The following is a 13,321-nucleotide window of genomic DNA, read 5'->3' as shown; positions in this document are numbered from 1 at the left end:
CCTTTCCGCGCGGGCGCAGCGCGGATGATGAAGCCCGCGCCGCGGTGCGCGCGGCGCTGGGCGCGATGCCGCTGCGGCGCGACATGCTCGTCGAACACCTTCATGCCTTGCAGGGACGCCACGGCGCGCTGTATCCCGCGCATCTCGTCGCACTGGCGGAGGCGTTGCGCCTCGCACCCGTCGAGGTGTTCGAGGTCGCGACCTTCTACGCGCATTTCGAGATGCTGGCCGATGGTGGGGCGCCGCCGCCGCCCGTGATCAATGTCTGCAGCGGACTTCCCTGCGCGATGCGGCCGCGGCCGGCATTGCCGCACGGTGCGCGCATCGTCGAGGCCCCCTGCATGGGTGCCTGCGACGAGGCGCCGGCCTGCTCCGCCCGGCCGCGCGACGTCGCCACGCCCGCGCCGCGGCCGATGCCGGTGCTCGATGCGCTGCGCGCGGGGCGGCTGACGCGCGACGCGATCCTCGACGCCCTGGACGTAGCGGGCTTGCGCGGCATGGGCGGCGCGGGCTTCCCGGTCGCGCGCAAGTGGCGCGCCGTGCTGGCGCAGCCTGGCCCGCGCCACCTGGTGGTGAATGCCGATGAGGGCGAGCCCGGCACCTTCAAGGATCGCTGGTGCCTGGAACGCGAACCGCATCGCGTGCTGGAAGGCGCACTGGTTGCCGCCGAAGCGATCGAGGCCGAGGCGATCTGGCTGTATGTCCGCGACGAGTATCCCGAGGCGCGGCGCATCCTCGCGGAGATGGCCCCCGCCCTGCCCGCCCGACGCCCGGTGCATCTGCGGCGCGGCGCAGGCGCCTATGTCTGCGGCGACGAGACGGCGCTGCTCGAAAGCCTCGAGGGCAAGCGCGGCTATCCGCGCCACAAGCCGCCCTTCCCCGGTGAGCGCGGCCTGTTTGGCCACCCGACGCTGATCCACAATGTCGAGACGCTATGGTGGCTGCCGGAACTGCTCGCGACGCCGGACGCGCCGGCGCGCTTCGCCGCTTCGGGCCGCAACGGGCACAAGGGCGAAAGGCTGTTCAGCCTGTCCGGCCGCGTGAAGCGCCCTGGCGTCTATCGCGCGCCGATCGGCATCACCGCGCGCGACCTCATCGAGACCCACGGCGGCGGGATGGAGGAGGGGCACGGCTTCGCCGCCTACCTGCCCGGCGGCGCCTCGGGCGGCATCCTGCCGGCGGCGATGGCGGATTTGCCGCTCGCCTTCGGCGTGCTGGAACCGCTGGGCTGCTTCGTCGGATCCGGCGCCGTCGTCGTGCTGTCGGACCGGGACGACCTGGCCGAGGCGGCGCGCAACCTGCTGCGCTTCTTCCGCGATGAATCCTGCGGGCAATGCACCCCCTGCCGGGTCGGCACGCAGAAGGCGGTGCATTTGCTGGAGGCGCCTCGCTGGGACCGCGCGCTGCTGGAGGACCTCGCCCAGGCCATGGCGGACGGGTCGATCTGCGGCCTCGGCCAGGCGGCGATGAACCCGGTGCGCGCGCTGCTGCGGCATTTCCCGAAGGAGGCCGTGCCATGACGCGCTTCCTGCTGGATGGGCGCGAGGTCGCGGCGGCGCCGGGCGAGACGATCTGGACCGTGGCGCAGCGCGAGGGCGTGGCCATCCCGCATCTCTGCCATCGCCCCGCGCCGGGCTACCGGCCGGACGGGAACTGCCGCGCCTGCCTGGTGGAGATCGACGGCGAGCGGACCCTCGCGGCGTCCTGCATCCGCACGCCGCGCGAGGGCATGGTGGTGAAGACCGCGACGCCGCGCGCCGATCACGCGCGGCGGATGGTCTTCGAACTGCTGATGACCGACATGCCCGGGCCGGAAGGGCGCGACGCGCACGGCACCTTCGCGCGCTGGGCGGCGACGCTCGGCGTGACGCGATCGCGCTTCGCGCCCGATGCGCGGCCGGCGCCGGACGTGTCGCATCCGGCGATGGCGGTCGCACTCGACGCCTGTATCGCCTGCGGATTGTGCGAGCGCGCCTGCCGCGAGGTGCAGCACAACGACGTCATCGGCCTCGCGCATCGCGGCGCCGGCGTGACGGTCGCCTTCGACCTGCTCGATCCGATGGGCGCGTCGTCCTGCGTCGGCTGCGGGGAATGCGTGCAGGCCTGCCCGACCGGGGCGCTGCTGCCGAAATCGGTGCTCGACGACCACGGCCATCGCGCGGCGGCGCCGGTGCGGGAGGTCGCGAGCGTCTGCCCCTATTGCGGCGTCGGCTGCCAGGTCGGCTTCCGCGTCCGGGACGGCCGCATCGAGGAAGTGGTCGGCCGCGACGGCCCGGCCAACCAGGGGCGGCTTTGCGTGAAGGGCCGCTTCGGCTTCGACTACCTCGCGCATCCCGACCGTCTGACGACCCCGCTGATCCGCATCGAGGGCGCGGCCAAGGATCCGGCGGATTGCCTCGACCCGGCGCGGGCGCGGGCGAAGTTCCGCGAGGCGACGTGGGAGGAAGCGATGGACCGCGCCGCCTCCGGCCTGCTGCGCATCCGCGATGGCGCCGGGCCCGGCGCCCTGGCCGGCTTCGGCAGTGCGAAGGGCTCGAACGAGGAGGCGTATCTGTTCCAGAAGCTCGTGCGCACGGGGTTCGGGACGAACAACGTCGATCACTGCACGCGGCTCTGCCACGCCTCCTCGGTCGCCGCGCTGCTGGAAGGCATCGGCAGCGGGGCGGTGACGGCGCCCTTCACCGCGGTGAAGGATGCCGACCTGATCTTCCTGATCGGCGCGCGGCCGACCGAGAACCACCCCGTCGCCGCGACCTTCCTGAAGGAGGCTGTGGCGCGCGGGGCGATGCTCGTCACCGCCGATCCGCGCGGCAGTGCGCTCGATCGCTTCGCGACCGAGGTGCTGCGCTTCGCGCCCGGGCAGGACGTCGCGCTGCTCAACGCCATGCTGCACGTCATCCTGGCCGAGAACCTGCACGACGCGGCGTTCGTCGCCGGGCGCGTGGACGGCATCGAGCGGCTGCGCGCCCATGTCGCGGCCTATGCGCCGGAGGCGATGGAAGCGCGCTGCGGCGTGCCGGCCGACCAGATCCGCCGCGTCGCGCGGCGCTACGCGGCCTCGCCCGCCGCGCTGACGCTGTGGGGCATGGGCATCTCCCAATCCGTGCACGGGACGGACAATGCGCGGGCGCTGATCGCCCTCGCGCTGGTGTGCGGGCATGTCGGCAAGCCGGGCGCGGGGCTGCATCCCCTGCGCGGGCAGAACAACGTGCAGGGTGCGTCGGATGCCGGGCTGATCCCGATGATGCTGCCCGACTACCACCACACCGACGACCCCGCCGCGCGCGCCGCGATGGAGGCGCTGTGGGGTGCGGCCCTCGATCCGCGCCCCGGGCTGACGGTGGTCGAGATCCTCGAGGCCGCGGGCCGCGGGGAGATCCGGGGCATGTTCATCATGGGCGAGAACCCCGCGATGTCGGACCCGGACCTCGCCCATGCCCGCGCGGCGCTGGCGCGGCTCGACCACCTGGTGGTGCAGGACCTCTTCCTGACCGAGACGGCGGCGCTGGCCGACGTGGTGCTGCCGGCCTCGGCCTGGCCGGAGAAGGACGGCACCGTCACCAACAGCAACCGCACGGTGCAGATGGGCCGTGCCGCCGTGCCGCTGCCGGGCGGTGCGCGGCAGGACCTCGCCATCATCGTGGACCTGGCGCGGCGGCTCGGCCTGCCCTGGACCTACGCCCATCCGCGCGAGGTCTTCGCCGAGATGGCGCAGGCCATGCCGAGCCTCGCGAACATCACCTGGGAGCGGCTGGCGCGGGAGAACGCCGTCACCTACCCGACCCCCGCGCCGGACGCGCCGGGGCACGAGATCGTCTTCGACGACCATTTCCCCACCCCCGACGGCCGGGCGCGGCTGGTGCCGGCCGGCGTCTCGGACCCCGCCGAGGCGCCGGATGCGGACTACCCCTTCATGCTCACCACCGGCCGCGCGCTGGAGCATTGGCACACCGGCGCCATGACCCGCCGGGCAGGCGTGCTGGATGCGCTGGAGCCGGCGGCGACCGTCTCCCTCGCCCCTGCCGAACTGCGGCGACTGGGCATCGCGCCGGGGGACCGGGTGCGGGTGACGACCCGGCGGGGGATGGTGGAATGCGCCTCCCGCGCCGATCCGGCGCTGCCGGACGGCATGATCTTCCTGCCCTTCGCCTTCCGCGAGGCGGCGGCGAACCTGCTGACGGACCCGCGGCTGGACCCGATCGGGCACATCCCGGGCTTCAAGCTCTGCGCCGCGCGCGTGGAAGCCGCCCGAACGCGCGCTTGACCGGGCCGGGCGCGAGGATCAAGGGAGGCCCACACCATGTCCTTCCAAGACCTTCCCGCGCCGCTGCAGGCCGCGCTCACCGGGCGCGGCTATGCCGAGCCGACCCCTGTCCAGTCCGCTGTCCTCCAGCCGGAGACCGCCGGGCGCGACCTTCTCGTCTCCGCCCAGACCGGGTCGGGCAAGACCGTGGCCTATGGCCTGGCCCTCGCACCGGAACTGATGGGCGATGCGCCGCGCCTGCCGCCGGCCGCCGCGCCGCTCGCGCTGATCGTCGCCCCGACGCGCGAACTCGCGCTGCAGGTGAAGGCGGAACTCGCCTGGCTGTATGCGCCGGCGGGCGGGCGCATCGTCTCCTGCGTCGGCGGCATGGACCCGGTGGCGGAGCGGCGGATGCTCTCCCACGGGGCGCATATCGTCGTCGGCACGCCGGGGCGGCTGCGCGACCACCTGGAACGCGGCAACCTCGACCCGTCGGCGCTGCGCGCGGTGGTGCTGGACGAGGCGGACGAGATGCTCGACCTCGGCTTCCAGGAGGAGCTCGAGGCGATCCTCGAGGAAGTGCCGGAAGGCCGCCGGACGCTGATGTTCTCGGCCACCGTGCCGCGGGGCATCGCCGCGCTGGCCAAGGGCTACCAGCGCGACGCGCTGCGCATCGAGGCCACATCGGCCGATGTCTCGCATGGCGATATCGAGCATCGCGCCCTGCTGGTCGCGCCGCATGAACTCGAACGCGCGGTGGTGAACCTGCTGCGGCTCGAGGATCCGCGCATCGCGATGGTGTTCTGCGCCACGCGCGCGGCGGTGGCGCGGCTGCAGGGCAACCTGTCGGAACGCGGTTTCTCGACCGTCGCGCTGTCGGGCGAACTCTCCCAGGCCGAGCGGAACCGCGCGCTGCAGAACCTGCGCGACGGGCGGGCGCGCGTGTGCGTCGCGACCGACGTCGCGGCGCGCGGCATCGACCTGCCGGACCTCGGCCTCGTGATCCATGCCGAGATGCCGCGCGACCCGGAGACGCTGCTCCATCGCAGCGGCCGCACGGGCCGGGCGGGGCGCAAGGGCATCTCGGTGCTGCTGGTGCCGCATACGCGCCGGCGGGTGGGCGAGCGGCTCGTCGCCGCCGCCAAGATCAAGGCGACCTGGGGACCGGCGCCATCGGCCGAGGCGGTGCGCGCACGCGATGCCGAACGGCTGGTGGAACAGGCGCTCGCCCTGGCCGCCGAGGAACCGGCGGACGACGATGTCGCGGTCGCCCGCCGCCTGCTGGCCGACCCGGCGATCGCCGGGCGCGGGGTGGAGGGCCTCGCGGCCGCGCTGGTGCGCGTGCTGCGCGCGCCGCTGCCCGCGCCGGAGGAGATCGCGGAGATCGCCGATCGTGCGCCTCCCCGCGCGCCGCGCGAGGCACCGTCCGCGGCCGCGCCGGGCGGCGCCGACGAAGGCGGCGTCTGGTTCCGCATGGATGTCGGCCGCGACGGCCGCGCCGATCCGAAGTGGCTGCTGCCCTTCCTGTGCCGGCGCGGGCACGTCACGCGGCAGGAGATCGGGCGCATCCGCGTCCTCGCGCGGGAGACGCAGTTCGAGGTCGCGCCCTACGCCGCCCAGCGCTTCGCCGCCGCGGCGCGGCGGGGGGAAGGGGAGGACGCGCATATCCGCATCATCCCGATGCAGCCGGTGAAGGGGCCGGCGCGGCGGCCGCGACGGTGATGCAAGGTCGGGGGAGGGTGAACCTCCCCCGAACCCCCTCCCTTTTCTGGTCACTGGGCGCCACCCTCCGCGGTCAGTCCCCAGGTCCCAAGGAAGGTTGAGGGGGGCACTGCACTATTCTGCGTGGGAGGAACGGATGCTGAAGCTCTGGGGCCGGGTGAACTCGGTCAACGTCAAGAAGGTGCTGTGGATGCTCGACGAGCTCGGGCTTCGCTATGACCGCGTCGATGCGGGCATGGAGCACGGCGTCGTCAACACGCCGGCCTATCGCGCGATGAATCCCAACAGCCGCGTCCCGACCATCGAGGATGAGGGCTTCGTGCTGTGGGAATCGAATTCGATCCTGCGCTACCTCGCGATGAAGCACGGCAGCGCGCTCTACCCCGCCGATCCGGCGGCGCGCGCGAGTGCCGACCGCTGGATGGACTGGCAGCTCTCGACGCTCTCGCCCGCCGAGCGCAACCTGTTTTGGGGCCTGGTGCGCACGCCGGCCGACAAGCGCGACATGGCCGCGGTGATGGCCGCGGCGAAGGCGGCGGGCGACTGCTGGGCGATGCTCGACGCGCATATCGCGAAGCATGGCGGGCCCTATATCGACGGCGCGGCGATGACGATCGCGGACATCGTGCTCGGCTGCTACGCGCGCCGCTGGTTCGGCGAGGAAGTGCGCGTCGAGGGCATGCCGCACTTCCCCGCCCTCGCGGCCTGGTACGCCAAGGTCGGCGAGCGTCCCGGCTTCCAGCGCTGGGTCGCCGTGCCGATGACATGACCGAACCGCCGGACGACCACGACGCCTATCTGCGGGCCTACTACGAGTCCAACCGCGCCGAACGCGAACGCCTCGCCGCGAAACTCGACCGCAGCCCCTTCGGGGCGAGGCTGGCGTCGCGGCTCTGGCGCGAACTCGCCTGGTGCCGGGAAGGCGAGGGGCTGATCCACGCCCATCACCGCGACTATTGCGGCCATGGCCTGATCCGCACGGCGACCGGCGTCATGCTGTGCGAGATCCAGGACGGCCACCTTCCTGGCCCGCCGCTCGCCGAATGGACGGACCGCGACGCCTTCGTCGCCTTCTTCGCCCGCCAGTCGGACTGGACCTGCTCGGGCTGGGAACCGGCCGAGCCGGTCTTCTACACGGACGACCCGTGGGCGCGGTCGAACCAGCGCCTGACGCGCGCGACCATCAAGGGCTTCCTGCCCTTCTGGTAGGCCGCGCACGCGGATTGCTGCAGATCAAGCACCCCAGCGCTTCATGCGCTCAGTCTTTCATTTATGGGAAACGTCCAGAAGCTTGCAGGGCTTCGCCGGTGGCGTCCGCGCCGGCTCGCCTTCGCCGCCACCGCCCTGCTCGCGGGCTGTGCGACCGCCACGCGGGATGCCGCCGTCATCCAGGCCATGCATGCCGCCGAGGCCGACGGCCGCCGCAGCAACGTCCTGTTCCGCCTCACCGCCGGCGACAGCGCGACGACGAGCGCGCTGTCCGACCGCGCCGGCCTGTGGAACATGGACACCGGGCAGCGGCTCGGTCCGCCCGGCGGCCTGAGCCTTTCCCGCACGGCCCGCGCCGAGGGCTGGCGTCACGACGCGCTGCTGCCCTCCGGCCGCTACTTCCTGCGCCTCCTCACGCCCGACCCGCGCGACGCCGCGCCCGCCGACCTGACCTTCACCGTGCCCGATCCGGCGCCGCCGGTGCTCTACATCGGCAGCTTCCGCCTCGACTGCCCCGCCCAGGCGGCCTGCCGCGTCAGCCCCGTCGCGGCCGACCAGTCCGACGCCGCCCGCGCCCTGCTCGCCGCCGAGGCGCCATCCGTCCCGCCGCCCGCGACGCGCCTCGCGCAGCCCTACCCGGCGCCCCTGGCGGCGACCGGCCTGCCGCGGCCGGCGGCGCCCGAGATCCGCGTCGATCCGCGCCTCTGGGTCGCGGCGGTCGACTGGAATTCCGCGACTTCGCAAGGCGCGCTGCCGCCTCCGCCGTCGGAGGGGGCGGCGCCTGCGCCGGAGAGTGCGCCGCGCAGCGAAGGTGCGTGGCCGGCGGGGGCCGAGTTCGCCTCGGTCGCCGACATGAGTGCCGCCTTCGAAGGCATGGGCTACTTGGCCGTGCTCGGTGTGGGCCTCGCGATCATCGTGGTGGCGGTCCCGATCGCGCTGATCGCCCGCGCCATCGCCGAGGACCAGCGTAACCGCCGCAGTGCCAACCAAGCCCGTATCCAGGCTGAGGCGCTGCGCGCCGCCGCCCTGGCGCAGGAACAATGGGGCCCCTGCGCCGCCGGCATCGCGATGACCCTCGCCCCCGACAACGTGGAACGCCGCCTGCGCGCCGCCTTCGCCCCGCAGCGCGCCGAAGGCCGCCGCGCCGCGCTGCCCGACCCGTGGGACGTCACGGTCTCCCGCGTCATCTTCCGGCAATGCGGGACGAAGCCCGACCACCACGGCGTCGAGGTCGCGACCCGCTGGACCGCCCGCCGCCCCGGCGAGGCCGACCCGGCCTTCGACATCGCCTTCGCCCGTCGCGTCGCCGGCGCGACGCCCGACCGCCGGCTGGTCTTCTCCGAGCCCCCGCCCTGGGAACTGCGGACCGCGAGCGAAGCCGCCTGCCGCCCGCTGGCGGACTACTGCAACGCCGCCGGCTCGGCCCGGCTGCTCGAGGAAGTGACGCGCGGCGTCGCTGAGGCGCGCGATGCGGTCGCGGCGCGCTGAACGCCGCCGCCGCGCCGCCTGCGCCGCGATGGCGCTGATGCTCGGCGGCTGCGATGCCCTCGCGCGCCGGCACCTCGCCGAGCTGCCCCTCGCGCCCGGCACCACCGACTCGGTCGTCCTGCTGCGGGTGACCGATCCGCCCGGCGGCCCGGCACGCGCCGCGTCGCTGGCCGAGGTGGCGTTCGCGCCCTACGGCGAACCCGCCCGGCGCTATGCGCCGCCGCAACTCGGCACAGACCTGGCCGGCGCGCCGAGCCACGCCGCCGGGAACGACGGCTGGGTCAACCTCGCGATGGGGCCCAGACGCTACGTGTTCCGCCTGCGACCCGCCGGGGCCCGGGGACCGGAGGGCGACGCGCGCTTCGCGTTCAGCGTGCCGCAGACGCCCGCCACCATCTACATCGGCTCCTTCCGCCGCGACTGCGGGCCGAGCCGGAGCGAAGGCTGCCGCATCCTCCCCGATGCGGTGGACGAGACGGACGCCGCCGTAGGCATGCTCGCGCGCACGAACCCAGCGGCCGGAACGCCGCGGCGCGCGCTGGCGCAACCCTATCCGCCGCGCTTGGCCCCGCTCGGCCTGGCGGCGCCGGCGACGGCCGAGCTGCGCGTGAACCCGGAAGGCTGGCGCCAGGCGCTGAACTGGAACGCGCTGATCGACTCCGAACGCCGGCGCGCGCCGGACGGGCAGGGCGAGCCGAGGAGCGAGGCCTGGCCCGAGCAGGCGGGAGAGCTCCGCTCCGTCAACCTCGACTTCAGCGGCAGCGGCGGCATCGCGGCCATTGTCATCCTTCCCGCGGCGGTCGTCGTGGCCCTGCCGATCGCGCTCGTGGTGCACGGCATCATCACCGATGTGCGGCGCCGCCGTGCCGAGGACGCGCTGCGCGACGCGACCGAGCAGGCCGCCGCCCTGGAGCGCGCCCGCGAACGCTGGGGCGCCTGCCTGTCAGGCATGGCCACGACCCTGAACCCTGCGGGAGTCGAGCGGCATCTCCGTGCCTCGCCGCTGCACGCCGCCCGCGGCACGCCCTGGCGGGCCGAGGTCGCACGCCTCGTCCTGCGCCCCTGCGCCCCGGAGGGCGAGAACCGCTACGGCCTCGAGGTGATGACACGCTGGACCGCGCTGCGCGCCGGCGAGGCCCCGCCGATCTACGACGCCGCCTACACGCGCGGCGTCGCCGGCGCGATCCTGGACGCGAGGCTGCGCCACGCGCAGCGGGCGCCCTGGGACCTGCCGACCGCGACGGAGGCCGCCTGCCGGCCGCTCGCGGAGTGGTGCGGAGAAGACGGCTCGGCGCGGCTGCTCGAGGAAGTCCTGCGCGGCGTCGCTGAGGCGCGCGATGCGATCGCGGCGGGAAGGTGAGATGCGCGTCCTGAGATCCGCCGCCGCGGCGCTCGCGCTCGCCGCCTGCGCGCCCGCCCGGGCGCCGGAACCGCTGACGACGGCGGACCTCCGCCGCGCGGGATCGGTCGGCGAGGTCCTCGTCCTCGCGCGATTCCACCGTACCGATACCGGCGAAGGCATCTTCGTCGGCGGGCCGACGGCCTCGGTGCCGGCCTTCCTAACTCGGCTGGAGGACGGCCGCGAGGAACGCTTCGGCGGATCCGCGCCTTCCGTGCCTGCGGCCGCCGCAGGCTGGGTGATCCAGCCCCTGCGGCCCGGCGCTTACCACCTGACGCTCGGCGGCTACGGCGCGCCGGAGGATGGCCGTGCCTTCCTCGTCACCGTCCCGTCCGGTGGCGGCGTCACCTACATCGGCAGCATCGGCTTCGACTGCCCCTACACGGTCGATCGGCCGTGCCGGCGCCTCGCCGCGCCGGTCGAGGAACCACTCGCAGCCCGCCCGGCCCTGCCGGGAACGTCCGGCGCGCAGCAGGTGAGCCTCGCCCGCCGCCATGAGGCACGCGAGGCCACGCGCGGCTGGCCGCCGCCATCGCGCATCGAAGTCGCGGTCGACCGCGCATCCGTGCGGTCGGCCATCGACTGGGAGGATCTCGTCGGACGGGAAGGCAGCCGCGAGGTCATCCGCGCGGCGGGCGGCATCGGCGGGCTGGGCGTTGCCGGCGCCCAGGGCGGATCGGCCGGCGCGATTCTCATGGCACCGGTCTTCGCCGTGGCGCTCGTCACCGTTGCCGTGGGCGGCATCGCGGCCGGCGCGGAGGCTGCGCATCGCTCGGCTGTCGAACATCAATGGCGCCCCTGCCTCGATGCGCTCGGCGAAGGCGTTCCCGCCAGCGCGATCGAGGCGCGGATCCCGCCGGCCACCTGGGACGAGGCGGGCTCCGGTGGCCGTCAGCGTTCACGGCCGACAGTCGCGTGGCAAGTGGAGGTGACGCGCGTCGTGCTGCGCCGGTGCCCCGGCGAGGGCCTGGCCTATGGCGCCGAGGTCGGCATGCGCTGGACCACTCCCGGCCGCGAGGCGCACATTACCCGGGCGATGAGATACCCGCCCTCGGCACCCGGCCTCCGTTTCCAGGTGCCGCCCGTCTGGGAGCTGCCTGTCACCGAGGGCGTGACCTGCCGTCCTCTTGCCGACTACTGCCGGCCGGAGGGCGCCGGACTGCTGGCGGCCGACGTCGCCGATGCGGTTGCGGCCGCGCGCGACGTGTTGCTGCAACCCAGGTAGCGCCGGACATCGCGGGCCGCCCCCGCACAGGCGAGAGAGATCCCTTCGCGCTCACCGACGCTGATCGCGTTACGCGCGATCAGTCTTTCACGCGCGGCACGCCGCAAGGCGCGACCGGCGCATGACAGCGATGGACGTGAACAGCCTCAGCCCTTCACATCCATCGCCTGCCTGAGCCCGTCGCTCAGCAGGTTGAAGCAGATGCTCGTCACGAAGATGCACGCCCCCGGCAGCACCGCGACCCAGGGCTGCACGTAGATCGCCGTGCGCAGCGTGTTCAGCATCAGCCCCCATTCCGGCTCCGGCGGCTTGGTGCCGAGACCGAGGAAGGACAGCCCCGACGCCAGGATCATGCACACGCTGATCAACGAGGTCGCATAGACGAAGATCGGCCCCAGCACGTTGCCCAGCACATGCACCCGCACGATGGTGAAGGCGGAAGCACCGCTCGCCCGCGCCGCATCCACGAAGTCGAGGTTCCGCACCCCGGTCGTGACACTCTCCGCCACGCGGATGATCGGCGGGATGAACACCAGCGTCAGCGCCAGGATCGCGTTCACGATGCCGGCCCCGAGCGCGCCCGAGATCGCCACCGCCAGCAGCACGGATGGGAAGGCGTAGAAGATGTCGGTGGTCCGCATGATCGCCATGTTGACCTTCCCGCCCGCGAAACCCGCGAGCACGCCGAGGAAGGTCCCGATCACGAAGGCGAGCAACACCGGCGTGATCCCCATGAACCAGGACAGCCGCCCGCCGTAGAGCAGCCGCGTCAGCATGTCGCGGCCGAGCTCGTCGGTGCCGAGCGGATAGTTCGTCGTCCCGATCGCCCGCAGCCGCCGGATCATCGATCCCTGGTAGGGATCGTGCGGCGCGATCAGCGGCGCGAGGACGATGGCGAGGAACATCACCAGCAGCACCGCCGCGCAGGCGATGGTCAGTGGATCGCGCCGCAGCCGCTTCCACACGCCGGCCCAGTAGCCCTGGCTCCTCGCGACCGCCTGCTTCGCCTGGACCGCCAGCTCGGCCTCGGCGGCGGAGGGTGTCGTGGACATGCTCATCGACCGTCTCTCCTCACGCCCGCTTGATTCTGGGATCGAGCGCCGTCTGCACCAGGTCCACCGCCAGGTTCAGCGCCACGAAGAACATCGCCAGCACCAGGATCGTCCCCTGCAGCACCGGCAGGTCGCGCTGGAAGATCGCGTTGTTCAGCAGCAGCCCCGTGCCGGGCCAGGAGAACACCGTCTCCACCAGGATCGACCCGCCCATCAGGTAGCCGAGCTGCAGCCCCATCACCGCGAGCGCGTTCGGCGCCGCGTTCTTCACCACATGCAGGAAGATACCGCCGCGCGTGAGGCCCTTGCCACGCAGCGCGGTGACGAATTCCTGGTTCATGATCTCGGCGATGATGCCGCGCACCGTGCGCGTCACGATGCCCATCGGGATGACGGCGAGTGTCACCGCCGGCAGCACCAGGTGCTTCACATGCTCCCAGTCCCAGGCCCAGTCGCCGGATCCGCCGGGCCCAGCGCCCATCGCCGGCAGCCAGTTCAGCTGTACCGAGAAGATCACCACCAGCACCATGCCGAGCCAGTAATGCGGCACCGACACGCCCGCGACCGCGACCGACACCGCCGCGCGGTCGATGAAGGACCCGCGGAAAGTCCCCGCCAGCCCGCCCAGCACGCAGCCCAGCGTGAAGCCGATCAGGGACGCCGCGACCGCCAGCATCAGCGTGTTCTGGATCGCCCCCGACAGGTCCGACCACACGCTGCGCCCCGTCGCCAGCGACCGCCCCAGATCCCCCTGCACCACCTTCGACAGCCAGATGCCGAACTGCACCGGCAGCGGCTTGTCGAGCCCGTAGTCGCGCCGCACCTGTTCCACCACGTCGCCCGGCGCATCCGCCGGCACGATGGCGTTGATCGGATCGCCTGGCGCGATCTGCACCAGCATGAAGCAGACGAACCCGACCGCGAGGGCGATCGGGATCGCGTAGATGATCCGGCGGATCAGGTAGAACAGCATGCGCTCTCCT

General features: G+C 73.3%; 10 protein-coding genes. 8 read left to right on the top strand and 2 right to left on the bottom strand.

What is annotated here, in order from left to right; genetic code table 11:
* Positions 1 to 44: 44 nt before the first annotated feature.
* The 8 genes from GWK15_RS12305 to GWK15_RS12270 all read left to right on the top strand — a co-directional run bounded on the left by GWK15_RS12305 (position 45) and on the right by GWK15_RS12270 (position 11,286).
* Positions 45 to 1,520, top strand: coding sequence for an NADH-ubiquinone oxidoreductase-F iron-sulfur binding region domain-containing protein (locus tag GWK15_RS12305; RefSeq protein ID WP_338147241.1), 1,476 nt, complete (start codon positions 45 to 47; stop codon positions 1,518 to 1,520).
* Positions 1,517 to 4,264, top strand: coding sequence for a formate dehydrogenase subunit alpha (gene fdhF / locus GWK15_RS12300; RefSeq protein ID WP_168041629.1), 2,748 nt, complete (start codon positions 1,517 to 1,519; stop codon positions 4,262 to 4,264). The genes GWK15_RS12305 and fdhF overlap by 4 nt, the downstream gene beginning before the upstream one ends.
* A 36-nt stretch (positions 4,265 to 4,300) precedes the next feature.
* Entirely contained in the window at positions 4,301 to 5,965 is a 1,665-nt protein-coding gene (locus GWK15_RS12295; RefSeq protein ID WP_168041628.1) for a DEAD/DEAH box helicase, read from the top strand.
* A 136-nt stretch (positions 5,966 to 6,101) separates the two neighbouring features.
* Complete coding sequence (locus GWK15_RS12290) at positions 6,102 to 6,734, top strand: glutathione S-transferase family protein (RefSeq protein WP_168041627.1); 633 nt, start codon at positions 6,102 to 6,104, stop codon at positions 6,732 to 6,734.
* Positions 6,731 to 7,174: a hypothetical protein gene (locus GWK15_RS12285; RefSeq protein ID WP_168041626.1), complete on the top strand. Its 444-nt coding sequence runs from the start codon at positions 6,731 to 6,733 to the stop codon at positions 7,172 to 7,174. Before GWK15_RS12290 ends, GWK15_RS12285 begins: the two co-directional genes overlap by 4 nt.
* A gap of 63 nt (positions 7,175 to 7,237) precedes the next feature.
* Positions 7,238 to 8,662 (top strand): hypothetical protein, encoded by a 1,425-nt coding sequence (locus GWK15_RS12280; RefSeq protein ID WP_168041625.1) that lies wholly within the window; start codon positions 7,238 to 7,240, stop codon positions 8,660 to 8,662.
* The gene (locus GWK15_RS12275) at positions 8,643 to 10,022 is read left to right on the top strand and encodes a hypothetical protein (RefSeq protein WP_168041624.1); all 1,380 of its coding nucleotides are present in this window, start codon (positions 8,643 to 8,645) and stop codon (positions 10,020 to 10,022) included. The genes GWK15_RS12280 and GWK15_RS12275 overlap by 20 nt, the downstream gene beginning before the upstream one ends.
* A 1-nt stretch (position 10,023) precedes the next feature.
* Positions 10,024 to 11,286 carry a hypothetical protein gene (locus tag GWK15_RS12270; protein ID WP_168041623.1) on the top strand — a complete coding sequence of 421 codons (1,263 nt, stop codon included), beginning with the start codon at positions 10,024 to 10,026 and terminating at the stop codon, positions 11,284 to 11,286.
* A gap of 146 nt (positions 11,287 to 11,432) precedes the next feature.
* On the opposite strand, the gene GWK15_RS12265 is transcribed toward GWK15_RS12270, so the two are convergent.
* Both GWK15_RS12265 and GWK15_RS12260 read right to left on the bottom strand, forming a co-directional pair.
* Positions 11,433 to 12,344 (bottom strand): ABC transporter permease, encoded by a 912-nt coding sequence (locus tag GWK15_RS12265; protein WP_245211620.1) that lies wholly within the window; start codon positions 12,342 to 12,344, stop codon positions 11,433 to 11,435.
* Between the two features lie 13 nt (positions 12,345 to 12,357).
* A complete protein-coding gene (locus GWK15_RS12260; protein ID WP_168041622.1) occupies positions 12,358 to 13,311 on the bottom strand; it encodes an ABC transporter permease in 954 nt (317 codons plus the stop codon).
* Positions 13,312 to 13,321: the final 10 nt, after the last annotated feature.

The organism is Neoroseomonas oryzicola (assembly GCF_012163135.1).
GTDB classification, from domain to species: domain Bacteria; phylum Pseudomonadota; class Alphaproteobacteria; order Acetobacterales; family Acetobacteraceae; genus Neoroseomonas; species Neoroseomonas oryzicola.
The sequence above is the reverse complement of the archived record's forward strand: the minus strand, read 5'-3'. Positions and strand labels throughout refer to the sequence as shown.